At 62.9% G+C, this 23,873-nt stretch carries 25 protein-coding genes; 14 read left to right on the top strand and 11 right to left on the bottom strand.

The window, feature by feature from the left end:
- Window positions 1-6 precede the first annotated feature (6 nt).
- From ACR0CU_RS07100 to ACR0CU_RS07090, 3 genes are all read right to left on the bottom strand, one after another.
- On the bottom strand, window positions 7-831 hold the full coding sequence (locus ACR0CU_RS07100) for an arginyltransferase (RefSeq protein WP_093962342.1): 825 nt from the start codon (window positions 829-831) through the stop codon (window positions 7-9).
- A gap of 74 nt (window positions 832-905) precedes the next feature.
- Window positions 906-1,337 (bottom strand): RDD family protein, encoded by a 432-nt coding sequence (locus ACR0CU_RS07095; RefSeq protein WP_093962341.1) that lies wholly within the window; start codon window positions 1,335-1,337, stop codon window positions 906-908.
- A 67-nt stretch (window positions 1,338-1,404) separates the two neighbouring features.
- Window positions 1,405-1,824, bottom strand: coding sequence for a DUF2852 domain-containing protein (locus ACR0CU_RS07090; protein ID WP_170338185.1), 420 nt, complete (start codon window positions 1,822-1,824; stop codon window positions 1,405-1,407).
- Window positions 1,825-1,965: 141 nt separating this feature from the next.
- On the opposite strand from ACR0CU_RS07090, the gene ACR0CU_RS07085 reads away from it, so the two are divergent.
- From ACR0CU_RS07085 to ACR0CU_RS07065, 5 genes are read left to right on the top strand one after another with little or no spacing between them, the layout of a single operon-like run.
- Window positions 1,966-2,355, top strand: coding sequence for a DUF4440 domain-containing protein (locus ACR0CU_RS07085; RefSeq protein WP_480642715.1), 390 nt, complete (start codon window positions 1,966-1,968; stop codon window positions 2,353-2,355).
- A 13-nt stretch (window positions 2,356-2,368) separates the two neighbouring features.
- Complete coding sequence (locus ACR0CU_RS07080; RefSeq protein ID WP_170446445.1) at window positions 2,369-5,161, top strand: [protein-PII] uridylyltransferase family protein; 2,793 nt, start codon at window positions 2,369-2,371, stop codon at window positions 5,159-5,161.
- Complete coding sequence (locus ACR0CU_RS07075) at window positions 5,148-5,420, top strand: hypothetical protein (RefSeq protein ID WP_170338699.1); 273 nt, start codon at window positions 5,148-5,150, stop codon at window positions 5,418-5,420. The genes ACR0CU_RS07080 and ACR0CU_RS07075 overlap by 14 nt, the downstream gene beginning before the upstream one ends.
- Window positions 5,421-5,472: 52 nt before the next feature.
- Window positions 5,473-6,681, top strand: coding sequence for an RSP_2647 family RNA methyltransferase (locus ACR0CU_RS07070; protein ID WP_170446443.1), 1,209 nt, complete (start codon window positions 5,473-5,475; stop codon window positions 6,679-6,681).
- Complete coding sequence (locus tag ACR0CU_RS07065) at window positions 6,678-7,220, top strand: RSP_2648 family PIN domain-containing protein (RefSeq protein WP_170446441.1); 543 nt, start codon at window positions 6,678-6,680, stop codon at window positions 7,218-7,220. The genes ACR0CU_RS07070 and ACR0CU_RS07065 overlap by 4 nt, the downstream gene beginning before the upstream one ends.
- Window positions 7,221-7,274: 54 nt before the next feature.
- Here the strand turns inward: ACR0CU_RS07065 and ACR0CU_RS07060 are convergent, their stop codons facing one another.
- Window positions 7,275-7,961 carry a M48 family metallopeptidase gene (locus tag ACR0CU_RS07060; protein ID WP_093962334.1) on the bottom strand — a complete coding sequence of 229 codons (687 nt, stop codon included), beginning with the start codon at window positions 7,959-7,961 and terminating at the stop codon, window positions 7,275-7,277.
- 203 nt (window positions 7,962-8,164) lie between these two features.
- Here ACR0CU_RS07060 and ACR0CU_RS07055 point away from each other — a divergent pair, with 203 nt between their 5' ends.
- Window positions 8,165-9,649 (top strand): inorganic phosphate transporter, encoded by a 1,485-nt coding sequence (locus ACR0CU_RS07055; RefSeq protein ID WP_480642713.1) that lies wholly within the window; start codon window positions 8,165-8,167, stop codon window positions 9,647-9,649.
- A gap of 19 nt (window positions 9,650-9,668) precedes the next feature.
- On the opposite strand, the gene ACR0CU_RS07050 is transcribed toward ACR0CU_RS07055, so the two are convergent.
- The 5 genes from ACR0CU_RS07050 to ACR0CU_RS07030 all read right to left on the bottom strand — a co-directional run bounded on the left by ACR0CU_RS07050 (window position 9,669) and on the right by ACR0CU_RS07030 (window position 13,820).
- Complete coding sequence (locus ACR0CU_RS07050) at window positions 9,669-10,853, bottom strand: vWA domain-containing protein (protein ID WP_170432190.1); 1,185 nt, start codon at window positions 10,851-10,853, stop codon at window positions 9,669-9,671.
- Window positions 10,854-10,857: 4 nt separating this feature from the next.
- Complete coding sequence (locus ACR0CU_RS07045) at window positions 10,858-11,028, bottom strand: hypothetical protein (RefSeq protein ID WP_170338198.1); 171 nt, start codon at window positions 11,026-11,028, stop codon at window positions 10,858-10,860.
- Window positions 11,029-11,054: 26 nt separating this feature from the next.
- On the bottom strand, window positions 11,055-12,404 hold the full coding sequence (locus ACR0CU_RS07040) for a DUF2927 domain-containing protein (protein ID WP_480642710.1): 1,350 nt from the start codon (window positions 12,402-12,404) through the stop codon (window positions 11,055-11,057).
- Window positions 12,401-12,850, bottom strand: coding sequence for a GNAT family N-acetyltransferase (locus ACR0CU_RS07035; RefSeq protein WP_170338202.1), 450 nt, complete (start codon window positions 12,848-12,850; stop codon window positions 12,401-12,403). Before ACR0CU_RS07035 ends, ACR0CU_RS07040 begins: the two co-directional genes overlap by 4 nt.
- Before the next feature lie 124 nt (window positions 12,851-12,974).
- Window positions 12,975-13,820, bottom strand: a complete 846-nt coding sequence (locus tag ACR0CU_RS07030) for an AAA family ATPase (protein ID WP_093962329.1) — start codon at window positions 13,818-13,820, stop codon at window positions 12,975-12,977.
- A gap of 364 nt (window positions 13,821-14,184) precedes the next feature.
- Here ACR0CU_RS07030 and dksA point away from each other — a divergent pair, with 364 nt between their 5' ends.
- Both dksA and ACR0CU_RS07020 read left to right on the top strand, forming a co-directional pair.
- A complete protein-coding gene (dksA, locus tag ACR0CU_RS07025) occupies window positions 14,185-14,607 on the top strand; it encodes an RNA polymerase-binding protein DksA (RefSeq protein WP_170358872.1) in 423 nt (140 codons plus the stop codon).
- A gap of 71 nt (window positions 14,608-14,678) precedes the next feature.
- A complete protein-coding gene (locus ACR0CU_RS07020) occupies window positions 14,679-15,830 on the top strand; it encodes an FAD-dependent monooxygenase (RefSeq protein ID WP_170446431.1) in 1,152 nt (383 codons plus the stop codon).
- 4 nt (window positions 15,831-15,834) lie between these two features.
- On the opposite strand, the gene xth is transcribed toward ACR0CU_RS07020, so the two are convergent.
- Window positions 15,835-16,614 carry an exodeoxyribonuclease III gene (gene xth, locus ACR0CU_RS07015; RefSeq protein ID WP_170446429.1) on the bottom strand — a complete coding sequence of 260 codons (780 nt, stop codon included), beginning with the start codon at window positions 16,612-16,614 and terminating at the stop codon, window positions 15,835-15,837.
- Window positions 16,615-16,857: 243 nt separating this feature from the next.
- Window positions 16,858-17,181 carry a HesB/IscA family protein gene (locus ACR0CU_RS07010; RefSeq protein WP_093962326.1) on the bottom strand — a complete coding sequence of 108 codons (324 nt, stop codon included), beginning with the start codon at window positions 17,179-17,181 and terminating at the stop codon, window positions 16,858-16,860.
- A gap of 76 nt (window positions 17,182-17,257) precedes the next feature.
- Here ACR0CU_RS07010 and ACR0CU_RS07005 point away from each other — a divergent pair, with 76 nt between their 5' ends.
- The 6 genes from ACR0CU_RS07005 (at window position 17,258) to scpB (ending at window position 23,846) form a co-directional block, all read left to right on the top strand.
- Complete coding sequence (locus tag ACR0CU_RS07005) at window positions 17,258-18,415, top strand: deoxyguanosinetriphosphate triphosphohydrolase (RefSeq protein WP_170446427.1); 1,158 nt, start codon at window positions 17,258-17,260, stop codon at window positions 18,413-18,415.
- Window positions 18,416-18,510: 95 nt separating this feature from the next.
- Entirely contained in the window at window positions 18,511-20,256 is a 1,746-nt protein-coding gene (gene argS, locus ACR0CU_RS07000; protein ID WP_170358878.1) for an arginine--tRNA ligase, read from the top strand.
- Between the two features lie 88 nt (window positions 20,257-20,344).
- The gene (locus tag ACR0CU_RS06995; RefSeq protein ID WP_170446425.1) at window positions 20,345-21,406 is read left to right on the top strand and encodes an SPOR domain-containing protein; all 1,062 of its coding nucleotides are present in this window, start codon (window positions 20,345-20,347) and stop codon (window positions 21,404-21,406) included.
- The gene (gene nagZ / locus ACR0CU_RS06990) at window positions 21,403-22,410 is read left to right on the top strand and encodes a beta-N-acetylhexosaminidase (RefSeq protein ID WP_170446423.1); all 1,008 of its coding nucleotides are present in this window, start codon (window positions 21,403-21,405) and stop codon (window positions 22,408-22,410) included. Before ACR0CU_RS06995 ends, nagZ begins: the two co-directional genes overlap by 4 nt.
- Entirely contained in the window at window positions 22,400-23,194 is a 795-nt protein-coding gene (locus ACR0CU_RS06985; protein ID WP_093962321.1) for a segregation and condensation protein A, read from the top strand. Before nagZ ends, ACR0CU_RS06985 begins: the two co-directional genes overlap by 11 nt.
- Window positions 23,187-23,846: an SMC-Scp complex subunit ScpB gene (scpB, locus tag ACR0CU_RS06980; protein WP_170338220.1), complete on the top strand. Its 660-nt coding sequence runs from the start codon at window positions 23,187-23,189 to the stop codon at window positions 23,844-23,846. The genes ACR0CU_RS06985 and scpB overlap by 8 nt, the downstream gene beginning before the upstream one ends.
- Window positions 23,847-23,873 lie beyond the last annotated feature (27 nt).

Genomic DNA, 23,873 nt, shown 5'->3' with positions numbered 1-23,873 from the left:
CAGAATTCAACCTTTGGTGGGGTGGCGATCGGGAAGTTGGATATTCGCGACCTGCTCGGCAATCGGAGCGGTCGAAAGCGGGTGATGCGTTGAGTCGGTGAACGCTTCCGGGTCGTCCACACGCTGCCACCCGCCTTTGACATAGACCTCGAGCCCGGCGAATTTCACCTTGTAGCCCATCTTGGGGCTGCCGGGGACCCAATAGCCCAGATAAACATAGGGCAGCCCGGCCTCGCGCGCGATGTCGATATGATCGAGGATCATATAGGTTCCCAGCGAGCTTTGCGGCTGGTTCGGATCATAGAACGAATAGACCATGCTCAACCCGTCATCCAAAACATCGGTCAGGCTGACGGCGATCAGGTTTCCGGTCTTGGGGTCGGCATATTCAACGACGCGGCTACGGATCGGGGTCTCTTCGATCATCGCGGCGAACTCGAACACGTCCATATCCGCCATGCCGCCATCAGCGTGCCGTGTGTCCAGGTACCGCCGAAACAGCTCGTACTGGTCGTCGGTGGCCCAAGGTGAGGTCGCGCGTCGCTGAAGATGCGCATTACGCCGCGCCGCGCGTTTCTGGCTTTTGGTCGGCGAAAAGGCCGAAACGTCGATCCGGGCCGACAGGCAGGCCGCACAATCGGTGCAGGAGGGCCTGTACAGAACGTTTTGAGACCGGCGAAAACCCTGCTGCGACAGAGAGTTGTTCAGCTGATCCGCGCCTTCGCCCTGCAGGGCGGTGAACAGCTTACGCTCGATCCTGCCCTCGAGATAAGGGCAGGGCTGTGGTGCAGTCACATAGAACTGCGGCGCAATCGGCAGCGTGTGTCGCATGAAGGCCCCGTGTTTCCTCGGGGCCGATGATAGCAACCGTTTCTGGGGTCGCCAAGTCCCAGAAACGGGCCGTGTCAGGCGCGCTGGTTCAGCATCACGGTGCCGAGGAAGGCATCGGTCAGGCCCTGGTTGCGGGCACTGGTCAGCATCATGATGACCGAGATGATCTGCAGGATCGGAAACGCCATGCTGACAAAGTAACCGGCTGTATGCGCGACGGCCTTGCCGGTATCCATGCGTTCGCCAAATGCGTCGCGCAGTTCGATCCCCATAAAGCGCATACCCAGCGTGGCAGACCCGTTTGCGATAGTGACGACGCGGTAGATGAAACTGACGACCGCATAGATCAGCGCGATGACGAACAGGCCCATGCCGAAGGTCAGCAGAATGGCAACCGTGCACAGCAGCGAAATGAAGGCGATATCAAACAGCCACGCGAAGAAACGTTTGATCGCCACGGATTTGTAGAAGTCCGGCTGACGATCCGGGTCGGGCAGATGAGACATGAAGGAATTTCCGGTCGGTTGTTGAGGTTTGCCCTGTCCCACAGAGAGGGGGCAGGGCGGTAGGGTATCAGGCGGTTTCGTCCTTGTCGTCCGCCGTATTCTCCTGAGCGCGTTCGTTCATGAACTGGTCGAACTCGGCCTTGTCCTTGGCTTCGCGCAGGCGGTGCAGGAAGGCTTCGAAATCCTGTTGTTCCCGTTCCAGGCGGGCCAGCGTGTCGGCCTTGTAGGCGTCGAATGCGCTGTTGCCCGAGGGCTTCATCGCGCTCATGTGACTGTGCCAGGAATGGCGGCGGCTGCAGGATTTGCTAAACATGCGTTTGCTCCAGATCATATAGGCCAGAAGGGCTAGGCCAACGGGCCAGAAGAAGATGAAACCAAGGACCATGGCAGCGATCCAGGCGCCTTTGCCCTTGTCGTCTAGCCAGGCCTCTGCACGGTGCAACCATCCCGGGTTGCGGGGGACGGCGTGTTCGGACAATGCGGTCATTTGGGCTCTCCAGGTTGATGTAAATTGTGTTCACATTGGTCTAGATGGGGTGGCCCGGCCCGGATGCAAGGGGCGATGTGAAAAAGATTTACATTTAGTGCCCCGGTTGACGGCAGTTCTGATCCTGCGCAACGTGCGGGCATGAACACGCACAACGACAAGGCCGTCCCGACGCTTGAAGAAATCCTGAACCTGGAGCAGCAGGTCTGGACCGCTTTGGTCGAGGGTGATGCGCAGGCGGACTGGGCGTTGCTGAGCGCCGATTTTCTGGGCGTCTACCCATCCGGTTTCGCCAATCGCGACGATCATGTGGGTCAGTTCGCAGACAGCCCGACCATGGAGTCATATGAGTTGAGCGCGGTGCAATTGCGCGTTCTGACCGCGGATATCGTCCTGTTGTCCTACCGGGCGGACTATCAGCGGCCGGGCGCGTCCGCGCGCGAGGCGATGCTAATTTCTTCGTTGTGGCAACGCCGGGATGATGGCTGGATCAATACCTTCAGCCAGGACACTCCGGTCGAGGTTACCTGACCGGAATTCGCCCATGACCGACAATCTTACCATTCGCCGCGTCCCGCGCCCCTACGACCCCGAACTGGGGCGAGAAGCCTGCGCCGCAGTGCCGGATCTGACCGCTGATCAGTCCGAACTGGTGACCGGTGCCGCAGGCAGCAGCCCGTACCTCAAGAGCTTGATCGACCGTGAGCGCAATTGGCTGGCCCCGGCGCTGGATCGGCCGCAGCACGCCCTTGCGCAGATCATGGACGACGCGCGCGCGTTGGCTCCTGACCAGTTGAAACCGGGCTTGAGGCAGGCCAAGCATCGGCTTGCCTTGCTGACGGCCCTGGCCGACCTTTCCGGAGCCTGGAACCTCGAGCAGGTCACGACGGCGCTGACCGACTTTGCGGCGCTTGCCGTGGATATCGCGGCCAAGGCCGAGATCGCGGCGCTGATCCGGCGCAAGAAGCTGCCCGGCATGACCGAAGACGACGTCGAGACCGCCGCCGGGATGGTGATCCTGTCGATGGGCAAGATGGGCGCGCACGAACTGAACTACAGCTCGGATATCGACCTGATCGTGCTGTTCGACGAAACCCGGTACGATCCCGACGATTTCTATGAGGCGCGGCAGGGCATGGTGCGGGCCACGCGCAATTTCTGCGCTACGCTCAGCGACAAGACGGCAGATGGGTACGTGTTCCGCACCGATCTGCGGCTGCGCCCCGATCCTGCGGTCACCCCCGTCTGCATGGCGACCGAGGCGGCCGAGCGCTATTACGAAAGCCTGGGCCGCACATGGGAGCGTGCCGCCTATATCAAGGCCCGCCCTTGCGCCGGTGACATCGCCGCCGGGCAGCGGTTTCTGGAAACCCTGCGCCCCTTTGTCTGGCGCCGCCATCTGGATTTCGCCGCCATCCAGGACGCCCACGACATGCGCCTGCGCATCCGCGAGAACAAGGGCACCGGTGGGGCTCTGACGATCCCCGGCCATGACATGAAGCTGGGGCAGGGCGGCATTCGCGAAATCGAGTTCTTTACCCAGACGCGACAATTGATCGCCGGGGGCCGCGACCCCGACCTGCGGGTGCGCGGCACAGTGCCGGGGCTGGCGGCGCTGGCGGCCAAGGGCTGGGTGCCGCAGGACGTGTCCGACAAGCTGACCGACCATTACCGCGCCCATCGCGAGGTCGAGCACCGCATCCAGATGGTGCATGACGCGCAGACCCACAAGGTGCCGCAGTCGCCCGACGGGATCGAGCGCATCGCCTGCCTGATGGGCACCACCAGCGCCGAGCTGACGGCCGATCTGACCCGCCGCCTGACCGAGGTGCACGAGCTGACCGAGGGTTTTTTCGCACCCGGCGCCGGCCCCGCGCCGACCGCAGCGCCCCCGGTCGAGTTCGACGCCGGCGTTCTGGCCCGGTGGACAACCTATCCCGCGCTGCGGTCGCAACGGGGCGCGCGCATTTTCGAGCGGCTCAAACCCGAATTGCTGGCCCGGCTGGCCAAGACCGCCCGTCCCGACGAGGCGCTGCTCGCGCTGGATGGGTTTCTGGCTGGATTGCCCGCCGGTGTGCAGCTGTTTTCGCTGTTCGAAGCCAACCCGCATCTGATCGACCTGCTGGTCGACATCGTAGGCACCTCGCACGCGCTGGCCGCGCATCTGTCGCGCAATGCGCAGGTGTTTGACGCGGTGATCGGTGGCAGCTTCTTTGCCGATTGGCCCGGTCAGTCCGCCTTGCAGGCTGAACTGTCCCACGCGCTGGCGGCTGAGTCGGACTATGAAACGCAGCTGGATCTGGCGCGGCGCTGGTGCAAGGAATGGCATTTCCGTATCGGTGTGCACCACCTGCGCGGTCTGATCGACGGGTTGCAGGCCGGGCGGCAATACGCGGACCTCGCGCAGGTTGTCATCGCCGCGATCTTACCCTGCGTAGAGCGGCAGTTTTCGCAGAAGCACGGCTCCCCCCCAGGGCGTGGCGCTGTGGTGCTGGGCATGGGGTCGTTGGGGGCCGCTCGGCTGAACTCGCAATCCGATCTGGACATGATCGTGATCTACGACCCGCAAGCGGTGGACATGTCCGACGGCCTCAAGCCACTGGCCACGCGAACCTACTATGCGCGCTTTACACAGGCGCTGATTACCGCCCTGTCGGCACCGATGGCGCAAGGACGGTTGTACGAGGTCGACATGCGACTGCGGCCGTCCGGCAATCAGGGGCCAGTCGCCACAAGCTGGGCCAGCTTCACTCATTACCAACAAGAGGAAGCCTGGGTTTGGGAGCATCTGGCCTTGACCCGCGCGCGTGCAGTCGCAGGCAACACGGATCTGGCAGACGATTTCGAAGCTTTCCGCACGCAATTCCTGTCTCGCCCGCGCGACAAGGATCAGGTCCTGCGCGAAGTGTCCGACATGCGCGCACGCCTCGCGGCCGCGAAATCGCCCGCCGGTGTCTGGGATGTCAAGAACGGCCCCGGCCGTCTGCTGGATATCGAACTGATGGCCGAAACCGGCGCACTGTTGTCCGGAGCGCCACAGCGCGACGTCGACTCGGGCTTGGACGGAGCGGTCGCTGCGGGTCTCTTGGATGTCGCTCAGGCGCAGGTGTTGAAGGACGCATATGACCTATGCTGGTCGGTGCAATGCGCGGCGCGGCTACTGTCGGGCAAGGTGATCGAGGCCGACAAGATTGGGCAGGGGGGCACGGCCTTTCTGTGCCGGGCGACCGGATTCGAGCAGGTCGAGCAGTTACAGTCCGCCTTGCAGGACAGCTATGCTGCCGCAGCCGAAGTGATCGGCGCGGTGATCAAGGAGAGTGCGGATGGCGCGCAGTGACGACCCGAACGACCCCAAGGGCCTGATCCGCGAGGCCTATCGCATCGACGGAATCACGCTGCCCGAGTGCCGCAGCATCTTTTTGGATTGGGCGCTCAGCCTGCCGGACGGGCGCGACCAGAAGCAGGCGCTGACCGAGTTGCATGCTGTCTATACCGCACAGGATGCCGACCATCCCATGACACAGGTTCTGCGCGAAGGGCTGGACACCGCGCAGGCTCCGCGCCGGCGCGGCGGCTGGCGGGCGCGCCAACGCTGACGGATCGCCAGAGGGGCTTTTCTGCCCGCGCAATCGCGACTATGAGGGCGCCATGACCCATGCCGACATGCCCGACCGCCCCAGAATCCGTTTGAAACCTAAAGCCAACGCGCGCGGTCTGCGCCACGGCTTTCCCTGGGTCTATGCCAATGACATCGTCACCGACCGGCGCACCCGCAAGATCGCGCCGGGTGCGCTGGCCGTGCTTGAGGATGACAAACGCGCCCCGATCGCGTTGGTGGCAGTGAACCCGGATTCCAAGATCATGTGCCGGGTGTTGGATCGCGACCTGTCGGCGCAGCTGGATGCCGGGTGGTTCGAAACCCGCCTGCGCCGCGCGCTCGACCTACGCGAACGGCTGTTCGATGCGCCGTTCTACCGGCTGGTCCATGCCGAGGCCGACGGTTTTCCTGGTGTCATCATCGATCGGTTCGGCGACGCTTGCGTGATCCAGCCCAACGCCGCCTGGGCCGAAGCGCACCTGGACCTTCTGACCGACGCGCTCGTCGCGGTGACGGGGGTGACGACTGTGCTCAAGAACGCCTCGGGCCGCACCCGCGGGCTGGAAGGTCTGGATGACGTGAGCCAGACCCTGCGCGGCACCGCGCCCGATGCCCCGCTGCCCGTTCCGATGAACGGCGCAACTTACATGGCCGACCTGACCGGGGGCCAGAAAACCGGGCTGTTCTACGACCAGCGCCCCAACCACGCCTTTGCCGCCCGGCTGGCGGGGCCCGGCGCGCATGTGCTGGATGTGTTCAGCCACGTGGGCGGGTTTGGTCTGGCCATGCTGGCCGGTGGCGCCGACCACGCGCTGTCGGTCGATGGCTCGGCCGCCGCGCTGACTCTGGCCGAGCAGGGCGCCGCCGCATCGGACTTCGGTGATCGCTTTGAAACCCGACAGGGCGATGCCTTCGACGTTCTGACCCAGCTGGGTGAGGACGGTGCGCAGTTCGACGTGGTCATCTGCGATCCGCCGGCCTTTGCGCCGTCGAAACAGGCGCTGGATGCCGGGCTGCGGGCCTATGAGCGGATCGCCCGCCTGGCCGCGCCGCTTGTCAAACCGGGGGGGTATCTGGGCCTGTGTTCCTGCTCGCATGCCGCCGACCTGACCCGCTTTCGCGAGGCCTGTGCCCGCGGTATCGGTCGGGCCGGGCGTCAGGCGCAGATGATCCACACCGGCTTTGCCGGACCCGACCATCCGCAACTGCCGCAGCTGGCCGAGAGCGGCTATCTGAAATCCGTGTTCTACCGGCTGTGAAGGCGGTTCTTGACACCTGCGTCATCTATCCGACGGTGATGCGCGAGATGCTGCTGGGCATGGCCACGCGGGGCCATTTCACCCCGCTCTGGTCGGCTCGCATCCTCGAGGAATGGGCCCGCGCCGCCCGCAAACTCGGACCCGAGGGCGAGGCGCAGGCCCGGGCCGAAATCGCGCTGGTGCAGGCACATTGGCCGCAGGCCGAACGCCCCGAGGCACCCGGCCTCGAACAGCGACTCTGGCTGCCCGATCCGGCCGACACCCATGTGCTGGCCACCGCAGTCGCCGCTTCAGCCGACACGATCATCACCGTGAATGCCAAAGACTTTCCAAGGAATATTCTGGCGGAAGAGGGCCTTGCGCGTATCGACCCCGACAGCTTCCTTCACGGCATCTGGCAGAGTGACCCGAGCAGTGTCGAAGAGGTGGCTCAATCGGTCCTAACCGAAGCCAACCGTCTGTCGGGCGACAGATGGACTCTGCGCGCATTGATGAAAAAAGCCCGCCTGCCGCGTCTCGGCAAGGCTTTGGCGGCCTGACCTCTTCCCCTGGCTCCAAATATCGCGAGAGTGTGGCCTCTCGCACTCTGACCCTCAGCCACGCTCCCAACGTTGTTCAAGGGCCTCCAGCGCGGCAATCCGCTCGTCCGTCTTGGGATGGCTCATCAGCCAGGCCGGAACCACGCCCGCCCGCTGCTGGGTCAGATCCTCAAGCTTGTGAAACAGGGATTTCTGCGGCCCGATCCCGATTCCGGCCTTGGTCAGCAGGGCGGCTGCGTATTCGTCCGCCTCGTATTCGTCCGCCCGCGACAGGCGCGAGGCCAGCAGCGCGGTCAGCGCATTTGCGATCCACGCGCCGATGAAGGGAATGAACCGGTTGAGCAGCATCATCAGCGCCGCCCGCATCGCGTTCTGACCGGAAAAATCGATCATCCGCCGCCGGGCGTGGCCCAGCGCAACATGTCCCAGCTCGTGCGCGATGACGCTGGCCATCTCCTCGGCTGAGACCTCGCCGTTGCGGAACTTGCGATAGAAGCCTCGGGTGATGAAAATGCGCCCGTCCGGTGCGGCCAGCCCGTTCACCGGGTCGATTTCATAGATATAGACCGGCACGCGCGCCACATCCAAGGCGGCGGCCAGGCGGTCGGTCATACGCTTCAACTCGGGATCAGCCAGTTCGGTCGACTTCGCATCCAGCTCGCGATGGGTGCGCCAGACGGAAATCCGATACATCACAATGGCATAGGCGATCGCCAGCAGAATTGGGGTCAGACGCAACATATCTCAGATATGGGCGGATCGGGATGCGGGGGCAAGTCGTTCCTCATCACTTTCGGGCAACATGGGCGACCTGGGGCAGTTCGTGAGACGGAAATCGCGCGGCGTCAGATCGCAGTTTCCATATTTCAAAGGTTGAAATGAAGGCAAAAGCCTTCTAGGGCACGGCGCACGCTGTGCGAGCGCGCGCTTTGCAAGAGGGACAAATGGCCAACAATGATTTAGAAGCCCGGCACCTTGAAACACTGGATCGTGACCTGCGGCGGTTTTCCCGCCTCGAGGTTGCAACGGCGCAGGTCGGGCGGCCGTTCGTCGGATCGGGCATCGCCTTCGTGTTCATCGTGATCGCCGGGATCACGGCTGCTTTGTTGTTCGGACAGGCCAGCAACACGATGATCGTCGTGATTGCGGCCATGTTCGGAGCCTACATGGCGCTCAACATCGGGGCGAACGATGTGGCCAACAACATGGCCCCGGCGGTGGGCGCGAACACCCTGACCATGGGCGGCGCCATCGCGATTGCCGCAGTTTTCGAAAGCGCCGGCGCCCTGATCGCGGGTGGAGACGTGGTCTCGACCATCGCCAAGGGCATCATCAATACCGAAAGCATGGGAACGGCAACCGTCTTCATCTGGGCCATGATGGCCGCGCTGTTGTCTGCTGCGCTTTGGATCAACCTGGCCACCTGGGTTGGCGCTCCGGTCTCGACCACGCATTCGGTCGTGGGGGGCGTCATGGGGGCAGGGATCGCGGCGGCGGGGTTCGGCGCGGTCAGCTGGGTCAAGATGAGCCAGATCGCTGCAAGCTGGGTCATCTCGCCGCTTCTGGGCGGCATCATCGCTGCCGGATTCCTGTGGCTCATCAAGGCGCGGATCATCTACCAGGACGACAAGATCGCCGCTGCGCGCAAATGGGTTCCAGTTCTGGTCGGCATCATGGCCGGGGCGTTTGCCTCGTACCTTGCGCTGAAAGGCCTGAAACATCTGTTCAAGATCAACCTGCAGACGGCCCTGGTGATCGGTCTGGTCAGCGGAGTGCTGATCTGGATGGCGACGATTCCTGTCATTCGCCGTCAGGCCGAAGGGCTGGAGAACCGCAACAAGTCGCTGAAGATCCTGTTCGGCATCCCGCTGATCATTTCGGCGGCGCTGCTCAGCTTTGCGCATGGGGCCAATGACGTGGCAAATGCCGTCGGACCTCTGGCCGCCATCGTTCAGGCTTCGGCGGTGGGTGATTTCACCCATGCGGTGAACATTCCGCCCTGGGTCATGATCATCGGCGCCTTCGGCATTTCGTTCGGTCTGTTCTTGTTCGGGCCCAAGCTGATCCGGGTGGTCGGCAGCCAGATCACCAAGCTGAACCCGATGCGCGCCTATTGTGTGGCGCTGTCGGCGGCGATCACCGTGATCGTGGCCAGCTGGCTTGGCCTGCCGGTCAGTTCGACCCACATCGCCGTGGGCGCAGTGTTCGGTGTCGGGTTCTTCCGGGAATGGGACGCCGAGCGGCGCCTGATCAAGGCGCGCGGCGCTGTGCCGGAACGCCCGGTGTTGGCCCCCGAAGAGCGCCGCCGCCGCAAGCTGGTGCGCCGGTCGCATTTCCTGACGATCATCGCGGCCTGGGTGATCACCGTGCCCGCGGCGGCCCTGCTGTCAGGTCTGCTGTTCCTGGGAATTCAGGCAATCGCCGGATAAAAGCAAAGCCGGGCTGGCGCTATCGCGTCAGCTCGCGCATGCCGCGTTCCAGCCCGGCCAGCGTCATCGGCACCATCCGGTCTTCGAAGATCTCGCGGATCATGCCGATGGAATGGGTGTATTCCCAGTATTTCTCGGGCACCGGGTTGATCCACAGGTTCGACGTCCACTGTTCGCGCGCGCGCTGCAGCCAGACCTGCCCGGCCTCGGCGTTCCAGTGCTCGTTGGCGCCGCCGGGATAGGCGATCTCGTAAGGCGACATCGACGCATCACCCACGAAGATGCACTTGTAGTCGGGGCCGTAGGTCCGCAGCACCTCATGCGTGGGGGTCTGCGCATCCCACCGGCGGCGATTGTCGCGCCAGACGCCTTCGTACAGGCAGTTGTGGAAATAGAAATATTCCAGGTGCTTGAACTCGGACCGCGCGGCCGAGAACAATTCCTCGACCACCTTGATATGCGGGTCCATCGAGCCGCCCACATCGAGAAACAGCAGCACCTTGACCGCATTGTGCCGTTCGGGCCGGGTCTTGACGTCCAGGTATCCGTGCTCGGCCGTGGCGCGGATGGTGCCGTCGAGGTCCAGTTCTTCGGCGGCGCCCTCACGGGCCCAGCGGCGCAGGCGTTTCAGCGCGACCTTGATGTTGCGGGTGCCAAGTTCGACCGTGTCGTCCAGATTGCGGAACTCGCGCTTATCCCAGACCTTGACCGCACGCTGGTGGCGGCTTTCCTTCTGGCCGATGCGCACGCCCTCGGGATTGTAGCCGTAAGCGCCGAAGGGCGAGGTGCCCGCCGTTCCGATCCACTTGTTGCCGCCCTGGTGGCGGCCTTGCTGATCCTTCAGCCGCTCGCGCAGCGTCTCCATCAGCTTGTCGAAACCGCCAAGCGCTTCGATCTCAGCCTTTTCCTCGTCTGACAGGTGCTTCTCGGCCATCTTGGCCAGCCACTCGGCCGGGATGTCCACGGCCTCGAGCACCTGATCGAAGGTGATCTCGGACAGCCCTTCGAAGCTGGCGGCAAAGGCGCGATCGAACTTGTCGATGTTGCGCTCGTCCTTCACCATCGAGACACGGGCGAGGTAGTAGAACGCCTCGATGTCGTAGGTGGCCAGCCCCTTTTTCATCCCCTCCAGAAAAGTCAGGTATTCCCGCAACGAGACGGGGATGCCTGCTTTTCTGAGGTTTTCGAAAAAGGGGATGAACATCGGCTCAGCCTATCACCCGCACCAGAACAAGCGAAATGGCCAGCCCCGCCAATGCAAATGCAATGCCGTAGCCGGCCGCATATTGGGCGATATCCGCGCCGCTGCCTTTGCGTTTTCGTGCCGTCAGCGCGCCCAGAGCCGCCCCCAGGACCGCCATTCCCACAACCACTAGCATGTGTTCGTCATCCGCCTTTTGCGATGTTACGGGGCCCCTAGCGCGACGTCCTGCATCAACGAGCTGACCACCAATTCCGAGCCAAACCCGTAGCGCGCCCACCCCAGACTGTCCAGTCTGACGGAGCGTGCCTGTTCGGGTTTGCCGGCCTGCTTCAGGGCCTCGGCCTTCAGCAGCAGCAGCGTCGCCAACATCGAGGCGTTTTCGGCCCGCGTCATCGTCGCGATGGCCCGGTCGAGGTCCGGCAGGGCTTCGGGGCCGCGCCCTTGGGTCAGGGCATAGGCCGCCGTCTGAACCGTGATATGCGCGCGCTGAAGCTCGGTTCCGGGGGTCGCGCGCAGGTATTGCAAGGCGATGGCGTATTCGCGCTGCGCTTCCTCGGGGGCGTCGAATTCACCCAAACGGGCCTTCAGATAATGAGGGTACGCCCGGCGGTGATCGGTCCAACCTTGCTCTCGGCCGATCCGCATCGCGCGGTCGATGGCCCGCATTTGCCGCGGCGAGGCTCGGCCCTTGCCGACCGCCAGTTGCACGGCGTCGATCCATTCACGCGGGGTCTCCGAGATTGGCTGGACGGGCAGATTGGCGCCGCGCGGGTTCAGGCGGGCGATGACCCCGGGTATGACCTGCGCCACCTGTTCCCGGGTCATGCCGGTCTGAAGCTCCGGCACATAGGTCGCGCGCAGGATCAGCATGTCGAACCCGGTCAGGACAGTGTGGAAATTATCGTCGTTGAAGACCGAATCCGGCAGGCGGTACATGTCGTTCAGAGGCCCGATCGCCTGTGCAAGTTCTTCGTGAAGGCAATCCCGCATTTCCTGGGGGCTGACATCGTTGGGAATGAAGATCGCCAATCGCTCGCGGCTGCGCAGTGCGCGCCAACTGCTTTTGGTCTTGCGCTTGTCGCGATTGTATTCCTCGAGGCTGGACGCGTTGGGCACGACGAAACACGCGGCCTGCGGCAGCAGCCGCTGGATCTGGCGCTGGGTCACTGCTTCGATCGTGATGTTGGCCTGCCCATCGTTGACCTGGCGGATGTCGATCCGGGCTTCGCGCTGCAGTCTGGTCAGCAGACGCGTCAGGTCGGATTGCATCGTGGGGGCAGGGGCACCCGTCAGCCGAACTGTGATCGGACCCTCGAACCGCGTGAACACCGGCAGGGCAGTGCCACTTTCCAGCGAGAAATGCAGCTCCACGAAATCCGCCGCGATGTTCGTATTCGACCGGGCCGGCGGGAAAGGACGTGGCGTGCCGAAAGCCTGAGTCACCGGTGCCGCGGCCTCGGTCACCTTGATTTCATCGGGCAACTCAATCCGGTCGACCGAACTGCAGCCGGCAAGGACAAAGCCAAGAAATATGCCAGCCAGACGTTTCATGGACGCCGATACTTGAGGAAAGGCGTCAGTTGGCCGACGCGGTCATAAAGCTGGCGCGCCGTATGGTTGAACTCTTGCGTCAACCAATAGACATCGGGCGCGCCTTTTCGATCGGCTTCGGCATAGACGGCCTCGATCAACGCTCGACCGACACCGGTGCCGCGTACATGCGGGCTGGCATAGAGATCCTGCAGATAACAGACGTTTTCGATCTTCCAGGCATGGCGGTGAAACAGGAAGTGGGTCAGCCCGATCAATTCGCCGTCCAACTCGGCCACAAGGCATGAAAAGTCCTGCGGATCATCCCCCAGCAGGCGCGCAAACGTGCTGTCGTAGACCTCGTCGGGCAAGACCGTTTCGTAGAATTCAAGATATGCCCGCCACAACAAGTCCCAGCTCGGCCGGTCTTCGGGCTTGAGGGGGCGAATGCGCGGCGCTTGGGTCAATTCGGGCGGTCCTGCTCTTCAGCGTGCTCGGTGTCGTGTTCTTTGATCTTTGTTGCAGCAATGCTGGCATCAGGCTTGCCGCAAGGCAAGCCGTGATCACCAAGTATTCATGAATGGGCGGGCTTCAGCGCTTGGCGCGCGCCATGAAGGCCAGCCGTTCGAACAGATGCACGTCCTGCTCGTTCTTCAGCAGTGCTCCGTGCAGCTTGGGCAGGGCATTTACCCCGTCGCGTTTCAGGTCCTCGGCATCCAGATCCTCAGCCAGGAGCAGCTTGAGCCAGTCCAGCACCTCGGAGGTCGAGGGTTTTTTCTTCAGCCCCTGCGTTTCGCGGATTTCGTAGAACTGGGTCAGGGCGGTGGTCAGCAGTGCCTCTTTGATGCCGGGGTGATGCACTTCGACGATGCGGCGCATCGTGGCTTCGTCGGGGAAGCGGATATAGTGGAAGAAACAGCGGCGCAGGAAGGCGTCGGGCAGTTCCTTTTCATTGTTCGAGGTGATGATCACGATGGGGCGGTGTTTGGCCCGGATCGTTTCGCCGGTCTCGTAGACGTGGAACTCCATCTTGTCGAGCTCCTGCAGCAGGTCGTTGGGGAACTCGATATCGGCTTTGTCGATCTCGTCGATCAGCAGCACGACCTTTTCATCGGCGTCGAAGGCCTGCCACAGCTTGCCTTTGCGGATATAGTTCGAAACGTCGTGCACACGTTCGTCGCCCAGCTGGCTGTCGCGCAGACGGCTGACGGCGTCATATTCGTAAAGACCCTGCTGCGCGCGGGTGGTCGACTTGACGTTCCACTCGATCATCCTGAGACCCAGCGCGCCGGCGACCTGTTTGGCCAGTTCGGTTTTGCCCGTTCCGGGCTCACCCTTGACCAGCAGCGGTCGTTCCAGCGTGACGGCTGCGTTTACGGCAATGGTCAGGTCGTCGGTGGCAACGTATTCGGCTGTGCCTTTGAAACGTGCGGTCATGGGGCCCTCGTATGATGGTCGCAGCAACAGGAGACGGGAACCGGGTTACCTAGGGCGGGGCCGAATGACAAGCCGGGCCGCAGCGTCGCGGGCTGCCAACGACGGGCGCGAGGGACGAATCGCACCGATTCCATCATCCGCTCAAGGGTGTTCTGCCGCAAAATGGTCGTTTCGCTTTCACAGAATGGCAACGATTTGGTGTCCAAAGTCTCATATTTATACCGGTTCTCATAACGGCGCGTCGGGGTTGCGTTTGGATAGTGACATTCCCCGTCCCGTCAGTTAAACGCTGCGCAGAAGGGGGTGCCAAATGTCAGGCGACACGACCGCAAAAGACGTTTCTGGCCATACCGAGGGAGCCAATATGAAGCAGGAAGTTTTTCTGCCGGAGGACTATCGTCCGGCCGAAGATGAACCTTTCATGAATGAACGCCAGCTTGAGTATTTCCGCCGCAAGCTGCTGAACTGGAAACACGAACTTTTGGCAGGCAGCCGGGATACGATCGAGGGGCTGCAGGACAGCACCCGTAATATTCCCGACGTTGCAGACCGCGCCAGCGAGGAAACCGATCGTGCGCTGGAGCTGCGCACCCGGGACCGCCAGCGCAAACTGGTTGCCAAGATCGACGCCGCTCTGCGCCGGATCGACGAGGGCGAATACGGTTACTGCGAAAAAACCGGCGACCCGATCTCGCTCAAGCGTCTGGATGCGCGTCCGATCGCGACCATGACGCTGGAAGCGCAAGAGCGTCACGAGCGTCGCGAAAAAGTTCACCGCGACGATTGATCGCTGGGTTCTTTCAAAAAAGACAAGCGCCGGGGCCTGTGGCTCCGGCCTTTTTGCGTTAGGCCCGTGTCATGAAGATCGAAGGTTTGCAAATCTGTGTCATCGGCGGCGGGATCGGCGGAATCGCCGCTGCGCTGGCCTTGCAGCAACGCGGTGCACGGGTGACCGTTCTCGAGCAGGCCGAGGCCTTGACCGAGGTCGGGGCCGGCCTGCAAATCAGCGCCAACGGCATGGCGGTCCTGCGTGCGCTGGGTGTCGTGGATGATCCCGGTCGGGTCGCACAACTCTCTCACGGCACTGTTCTGCGCGATTATCGGCGGGGCCGCGTCGTCAGCCGTCTTCCGGCACCCTCGGCCGGACCCACGTGGTATTTCCATCGCGCTGACCTTCTGGGCGTGTTGCAAAAGGCGGCCGAGCGGGCCGGGGTGTCGATCAGGCTGAATGCCCGCGTCACCAATGTTCGGAAGCATCCAGCCGAAGCCGAGGTTGCGCTGCAGGATGGCACCCGGCTGCGCGCGGAATTCGCCGTTGCAGCGGATGGCGGGCGCAGCGGTATCCGGCCCATCCTGAACGGAACCGAAGCGCCCGCGTTCACGCATCAGGTGGCTTGGCGGGCAACGGTGCCCTGGACCGACCACGAAGCCGAGCCCATGGCATCGCTGACGATGGGCCCCGGGCGTCATGTCGTGACCTATCCGCTGCGAAAGCAGTCCATGTTGAACATCGTGGCGGTAGAAGAGCGGTCCGACTGGCGGGAAGAAGGCTGGCGCCTGCGCGGTGACCCTGAGGACCTGCGGGCGCGTTTTGCCGATTTCGGCGGTCCTGCGGGTGCTGCGCTTGCGCGGGTGCAGGATGTTCACCTGTGGGCTTTGTTTCTGCGCCCTGTGGCACAGAAATGGCAGAATGGTCGCGTTGCCCTTCTGGGGGACGCCGCGCATCCCACATTGCCGTTTATGGCTCAAGGGGCGTGCCTCGCGCTTGAGGATGCTTGGATCCTGGCCCGATCTTTTGACGAACAGTCGGGTGTCCGCCGCGCACTCGAAGCCTATGAAAGCACGAGGAAACCCCGCGCGCGCAAGGTGGTCACAGCTGCCGGTGCCAACGCGCGGAACTTTCATTTGCGCGGTCCCGCACGTCTGGCGGCGCAGGCGGCCTTGGCCCTGATCGGTCCGCGCCTGACGCGTCGATACGACTGGATCTACGACTACGACCCGACGGCCTGACGGGTCAGATGTCGAGGTCCACCCAGACAGGGACGTGATCGGACGGTTTTTCATGTCCGCGCACTGCGGCGTCGATCTGGCAATCGCGCATCAGGTCCGCCGCTTGTGGTGTCAGAAGGAAATGGTCAATGCGAATGCCGTCATTCCGGTTCCACGCGCCGGCCTGATAATCCCAGAACGAATAGTGGCCCGGGCCTTGTGTCCGCGCGCGGAACGCTTCGGTGAAGCCAAGGTTCAGCACCTTGCGAAACGCCGCGCGGCTTTCCGGCCGAAACAGGGCGTCTTCGCGCCAGGCCTCCGGGCGTTTCGCGTCCTCGGCTTGCGGAATGATGTTGTAGTCCCCGGCCATGAGGGCCGGCTCTTCCGTGGCCAGAAGATCGCGGGCGCGCTCATACAGCCGCTCCATCCACGCAAGCTTGTAGTCGAATTTCGGCCCCGGAGCAGGGTTCCCGTTGGGAAGATAAAGCCCGCAAATCCGCAGTGCCCGCTTGCCGATGACGGTTGCCTCGATCCATCGCGCCTGCTCGTCCTCTTCATCCCCGGGCAGCCCGCGCGAGACGTCTTCGAGCGGATACTTCGAAAGTATCGCCACGCCGTTGAAGCTTTTCTGGCCATGGGTTTCGACGTTGTACCCGCGTTCCTCAAAGATCTCGCGCGGAAAGTTTTCGTCGACGGATTTGATTTCCTGCAGCAGGACCACATCGGGCTGGGCTTCGTCCAACCAGCGGGGCAGAGCCTCGGCCCGCGCCTTGATGCCGTTGATGTTGAATGTTGCGAATTTCATCCCGGTCCCTCCGAAGCTCTGCCGAAACCTATCGCCTAGAACGGAGGCCATCACAAGGTGTCAGTCAGGTCTGCCGCGGGCACCGGGGGCGTTTGGGGACGGATGACGCGATGACGAACTGGCCCAGTTGGCACGGGGCCCAACACGGTAAACCGCGCCCTAAGGCCTGATCGCGGGACGGCGGGCGCTCCTGCAGATCAAAGAGATATTCAGAGGACGGGGGCGCAACGCCCCCACGATTGATCACATCGAAAAAGACGTGCCGCACCCACAGGAAGAGGTTGCGTTGGGGTTGTCGATCACGAACCGGGCGCCGATCAGTTCCTGCGTGAAATCAATCGTCGCATTTTCCAGGAACGGCAAAGAAATTTCGTCGACGACAACTTTCTGGCCTTTGCCTTCCAGCACCAGATCATCGTCCTTGGGCTCGTCCAATGCGATTTCGTACTGAAAGCCTGAACACCCTCCGCCTTCAACGGCGATGCGCAGGGCCTTGCCGTTGTCGGCGGCGCCGATCTCGGCAAGCCTCTCGAAGGCGCGTTCTGTGACTCTCGGAGGCAGATTCATGCCATGCTCCAAAGGTTTATTTCCTCGTTGGTCTACAATATAGAAACCCCGGAGACAGGCGACAAGGACAAGACCATTGGAGCGAGCAGGATTTGCTGCCGATCCGGGCCGGGCGCGCGGGCGGCTGGTGCCAGAGGAAGAAAGCAGTTTCCGGTCGTGCTTTCAACGGGACCGGGACAGGATCATACACGCCAGCGCGTTCCGACGTCTGAAGCACAAAACACAGGTTTTTGTCGAGCATGAGGGCGACAGCTATCGCACGCGCCTGACCCATTCGATCGAGGTGGCGCAGGTCGCGCGCACGATCTCGGGGGCATTGGGGTTGAACCCCGAACTGACCGAGGCCGTGGCCCTGGCGCATGATCTGGGCCATACGCCGTTTGGCCATACCGGCGAGGATGCTCTGCACGCGCTGATGGCGCCTTATGGGGGCTTCGACCACAACGCTCAAGCGATCCGCATCGTCACCAAGCTGGAGCGGCATTATGCGGATTTCGACGGGTGCAACCTGACATGGGAATGCCTTGAGGGCATCGCCAAGCACAACGGCCCGGTTGCGGGCGAGCTGCCCTGGGCGCTGGCCGAGTGCAATGCCGATTTTGACCTTGAACTGCACACCCATGCCAGCGCAGAGGCGCAGGTTGCGGCACTGTCCGACGACATCGCCTACAACAATCATGACCTGTTCGACGGCCTGCGGGCCGGACTTTTTACCGACGATGATATCGCCCAATTGCCGATTGTCCGGGAGTGTTATGCAGAGGTGGATCGCAAGTATCCCGGGTTGGATTTCTACCGGCGTCGTCACGAGGCGTTGAGGCGGGTGTTCGGCGTGATGGTTTCGGATGTAATCGACACCTCGCGCGAGGTTCTGGAGAGATCGGGTGCGCAAACAGTCGAGGATGTTCGTCACCTCGGGGCGCCTGTCATCCGCTTCTCGGATGATCTTTGGGCGCAACTCAACGATATCCGGGCGTTTCTTTTTACCCGCATGTACCGGGCGCCCAGCGTCATGGAGGTGCGCGCCAAGGTCAGTCGCGTAGTCGAGGAGTTGTTCCCGATCTATCTGAGCGACCCGCGCCAGATGCCTCGGCATTGGCATTCGGATATTCAAGCGGCGCCGGGCGAGACCGCGCTGGCGCGGATCGTATCGGACTATATTGCGGGCATGACCGATCGGTTTGCCTTGCAGGATCATGCCCGCCTGACCGGCACGCAGCCCCCGCAGGTTTAGGGCTGCATGCTGCGAATGCTGGTTTGGACCGCTTGCCCGCATTGACCTTGCCGCCTTGCGTGGTAAACCGCTGCGCAAGCAAAAGGACATCCGAAATGAACCTGTTCTCCGAGATCCGCGGCCTTGTTCTGGACGCGCTGACGCAGATGCAGTCCGAAGGCGCGCTGCCCGAGGGGCTGAGCTTTGACAACGTTGCGGTCGAACCCCCGCGCGACGCCGCCCATGGAGACATGGCGACCAATGCCGCGATGGTGTTGGCCAAGCCGGCCAAGATGAAGCCGCGTGACATTGCCGATGCGCTCGCCGCGAAACTGGCCGCCGATGAGCGGATCACGAGTGCCGAGGTTGCAGGTCCGGGCTTTCTCAACCTGCGGCTCGCTCCGTCGGTCTGGCAGGGCGTTCTGGGTGCGGTGTTGGAACAGGGCACGGATTATGGTCGCTCGACCATGGGGCAGGGGCTGAAGGTGAACGTGGAATACGTCTCGGCCAACCCCACGGGACCGCTGCATGTGGGCCACACGCGTGGCGCAGTGTTCGGCGACGCGCTGGCCAGCCTGTTGGCCTATTCCGGCCACGACGTGACCCGTGAATACTACATCAACGATGGCGGTGCGCAGGTGGATGTGCTGGCCCGGTCCGCGTTCGAGCGGTACCGCGAGGCCAACGGCCTGAGCCCGGAGATCGCCGAAGGCCTTTACCCGGGCGACTACCTGATCCCGATCGGTGAGGCGCTGAAGGAAAAATACGGCGACAGCTTGCTGGACAAGCCTGAAAGCGAATGGCTGGCCGAGGTCCGCGTTTTCGCAACCGATGCGATGATGGATCTGATCCGCGCCGATCTGAAGGCGCTGGGCGTCGAGATGGACGTGTTCTTCTCGGAGAAGTCGCTGTACGGAACCGGCAAGATTGAGGCCGCACTGAAGTCGCTCAGCGACAAGGGTCTTATCTATGAAGGCGTTCTTGAGCCGCCCAAGGGCAAAACCCCCGAAGACTGGGAGCCGCGCGAGCAGACCCTGTTCAAGTCCACCGCGCATGGCGACGATGTGGATCGCCCTGTCAAGAAATCCGACGGCAGCTGGACTTATTTTGCCCCGGACATCGCTTATCACTACGACAAGGTGAGCCGCGGATTCGACGCGCTGATCGACGTGTTCGGCGCAGATCACGGTGGTTACGTCAAGCGGATGAAGGCCGCCGTTTCGGCCCTGTCAGACGGCAAGGTGCCGCTGGACATCAAGCTGACCCAGTTGGTGAAACTGTGGAAAAACGGTGAGCCGTTCAAGATGTCCAAGCGGGCCGGCAATTTCGTCACGCTGCGTGATGTGGTCGACCAGGTTGGCCCGGACGTAACCCGGTTCGTGATGCTGACCCGCAAGAACGATGCGCCGCTGGACTTCGATTTCGACAAGGTGCTTGAGCAGAGCCGCGAGAACCCCGTGTTCTACGTGCAATACGCCCATGCCCGGGTCATGAGCGTGCTGCGCCGGGCCGCCGAAGCGGGCATTGCCGCGGACGATGCAACCCTCAAAGCTGCCGATCTGAGCAAGATCGACCACGCGGCCGAGTTGGTTGTTGCCAAAAAGCTGGCCGAATGGCCACGGCTGGTCGAGATCGCTGCGCGTACCAACGAACCGCATCGCGTTGCCTTCTATCTGTATGAACTTGCAGGGGATTTTCATGCGTTGTGGAACAAGGGCAACGAAGAAATGTCGCTGCGCTTCCTGCAAGATGGTGACGCGGCAACAAGCCAGGCAAAAATCGCGCTGGCCCGGGCCGTTTCTGTTGTGATTTCAGCAGGCTTGGGTATTCTTGGTGTCACGCCGGCGCAGGAGATGCGGTAACCAACACTGCCCGAACCGCCGGCCCGAGGTAGGCAAGAAATGACCCGCGCGCCCCAATTTCAGGCGCGAAACGGGCAGTGAGGCGGATATGACCAGTTACGATTTCTCGGGGCAGACCAGCCCCGAGCACGCGCATTACTCGAATCAGTTCCACCCCGAAGATGGGTATGAATATCCCGACGACATGATGGACCAGGCTGAGGGTGTGCCGGCGGGCGCGGGCCTCGGGCGGGTCGTCAACCTGCTGGGTGCTGTCGCGTCTCTGGCGCTTGTCGCTGGCGTCGCGATCTGGGGGTACAAGCTGGTCATGCGCGATGTGAGCGGCGTACCGGTCGTACGCGCGGCCGAGGGGCCGATGCGGGTGCAGCCGGAAACTCCCGGGGGTACACCCGCCGATCACCAGGGTCTTGCGGTCAATGCAGTTGCTGCGGTTGGAACCGCCGCGCCTCCGGCCGACCGGTTGATCCTTGCGCCGCGGCCTGTTTCCCTGACGGATGAAGACGTGGCGATGGGCGAGCTGAAGCCGACCCCCGCCGTGCATGTTGTCGAACAAGAAATCTCGAACCAGGAAGCGGCCGAACTGCGTCAAGGCGCAGTTGACGCCTTGGTTGCCGAACTGTCCGGCGGGCCTGCAGTTGAGGCACCGCAGACCGAAGCGGGGGTGCAGCTTGCATCCCTGAACTTGGACGATGACGAGCCAGCCATTGATCCGGCCGATCTCGCCGCTCAGCTGCCGGATCCCGAAATCGCGGCCCTGCCGGGCGTGCGCCGGTCCCTGCGTCCGCTCCGCCGCCCGGCGCGCGCGGCTTCGGCTGTGCGCCCTGCGGTCAACGAAGACGCGATCAACGCCGCGGTCAAGGCCGCAGTAGGGTTGGATGTCGACCCGAACACATTGACCAAGGGTACCCGGCTGGCGCAGCTGGGTGCGTTTGAAAGCCCTGAGGTTGCGCAGGCCGAATGGGACAGGCTGTATCGTCGATTTGGCGAGTATATGGATGGAAAGCAGAGGGTTATCCAGAAAACCTCAAGTGGTGGACGCACGTTTTACCGTCTGCGGGTCCTGGGGTTCGATGACCTGAGCGACTCGCGCCAGTTCTGCGCCGCCCTGGTCGCACAGGACGCTGACTGTATCCCGGTTGCCGTGCGGTGAGGTTTGGCGCCACGATCACGGATGCGGCCGGGCTGCGATTGACACCCGAAGAAAAGGCGTTGTTTCGCCAAATGAACCCGTTCGGGTTCATTCTGTTTGCCCGCAATATCGAAACCGCGGATCAGGTCCGTGCCTTGTGTGACGACTTTCGCGAGGCTGTCGGCCGAAACTGTCCGATCACCATCGATCAAGAGGGCGGACGCGTCCAACGTTTGCGCGCGCCACTTGCGCGGCAATGGATGCCCCCATTGGATCATGCGGAACGTGCCGGCGACCACGCCGAGCGGGCCATGTACCTGCGGTACCGTCTGATCGCGCATGAACTGTATTCCATGGGGATCGACAGCAACTGCGCACCGATGGTGGATCTGGCGCGTCCAGACACCCATGCATTTTTGCGCAACCGGTGCTACGGTGGCGATGCTGCTACGGTCGCGAAAATCGGCCGGGCCGTTGCGCAGGGTCATTTGGACGGTGGCGTCTTGCCCATCGTCAAGCATATTCCCGGCCACGGGCGGGCGACCTTGGACAGCCATTTCGATCTGCCGCATGTCAATGCGCCGTTGGACGATCTGTTGCAGACCGATTTTGCCCCGTTTCGCGCCTTGAACGACCTGCCGATGGGCATGACAGCCCATTTGGTCTTTGAGCAGTTCGATGAACGACCGGCAACGATCTCTCCGCAGATGATGGCTGTGATCCGGGATCAGATCGGTTTTGACGGCCTGATCATGACCGACGACATCTCGATGAAGGCGCTCAGCGGGTCTTTGGCCGACCTGTCACGTCATGCGCTGGCCGCAGGATGCGATGTTGTGCTGCACTGCAACGGCTCGCTTGCCGACAGGGCGGCGGTCATGGAAGCTGCGGGCGAGATGTCCGAGGCGGCACAAGCCCGCGCAGACAAGGCGCTGGCACAGCGGCAATCGCCCGAGGAACTTGACATCCGTGCCGCCGAGACGGAACTATCCCGTCTGATGGGCGGGCAGGTATATGACGGATAACCTTTTCAGCGAAGACCCGGTTTCGGTCGCCGATCGGTTGGCCGCCGAGGCGCTGATCGTGGACGTCGACGGGTTTGAAGGCCCGTTGGACGTGTTGCTGACCCTGTCACGGACGCAAAAGGTCGATCTGCGCAAGATCTCAGTTCTGGCGCTGGCGCAACAATATCTGGCCTTTGTCGAACGGGCCCGCGCCCTCCGGATCGAACTGGCCGCCGATTACCTGGTGATGGCCGCGTGGCTGGCCTTTCTGAAATCCCGGCTGCTGCTGCCGCCCGACCCCGATGAAGAGGGGCCGACGGGCGAGGAACTGGCCGCTCACCTGGCCTTTCAGCTGGAACGCCTGCAGGCGATGCGCGACGCGGCGGCGCGCCTGATGGCGCGCGACCAGTTGGGGCGCGATTTCTTCAGGCGCGGGCAGGGCGAGGATGTCACCCGCATCCGCACGGTCACCTATTCCGCCACCTTGCTGGACCTGATGCAGGGCTATGCCCGCATCCGCACCCGAGACGAGTTCCGGCCCTTCGTGATGGACCGCGACGCCGTTTTCACGATGGAACAGGCGCTGGAACGGATGCGCCCGCTGATCGGATTTGCCGGAACCTGGACCGACATGGAAACCTACCTGCCCGACGGATGGGACGTTGACCCGGTGCGGCGGCGCTCGGCCACGGCGGCGACGTTTGCGGCCTCGCTGGAGCTGGTCAAGGAAGGACATATGGAGATCAAGCAAAGCGAGACTTTTGCTCCGATCCAACTGCGCAGAAGGACTGACAAACGTGACTGACGCCCCCGAAGACGACGGCACCGGCACCCTGTTCGAAGCGCCTCCGCTGGCTGAGCAGGAGCGTATGGTCGAGGCGGTACTGTTCGCCAGCGCTGAGCCGGTGACAGTGGCCGATCTTGAGGCGCGGATGCCGCATGGCTGCGACGCCGCGCAAGCGCTGGAACTGCTGCAGAAACGTTATGAAGGGCGCGGGGTCCGCGTGGTCAAAGTGGGTGAGGCGTGGGCCATCCGCACGGCCCCCGATCTGGGCTTCCTGATGCAGAAGGAAACGGTCGAGACCCGCAAGCTGAGCCGCGCCGCCATCGAGACCCTGGCGATCGTGGCCTATCATCAGCCCTGCACCCGCGCCGAGATCGAAGAAATCCGCGGCGTGTCCGTGTCGCGGGGCACCATCGACCAGCTGCTGGAGATGGAGTGGATCCGGCTGGGCCGTCGCCGCATGACGCCGGGCCGTCCGGTGACCTTTGTCGTAACGCCTCAATTCCTGGACCATTTCGGTCTGGAAAGCGCGCGTGACTTGCCGGGCCTTAAGGAACTGCGCGCTGCTGGCTTGCTGGAAAACCGGCCGCCGCCGGGGGCGATGCCGATCGGCGAGGCCAACGAAGATGAAACGGGTGACGAAGATCAGTCCGAACTGTTCGAGGAAGATTGATTGCGTCGCCCATTTGTCGGCGCATAT

Source organism: Ruegeria sp. BC2 (assembly GCF_056539245.1).
This window is presented reverse-complemented; position numbering and strand designations above follow the sequence as displayed.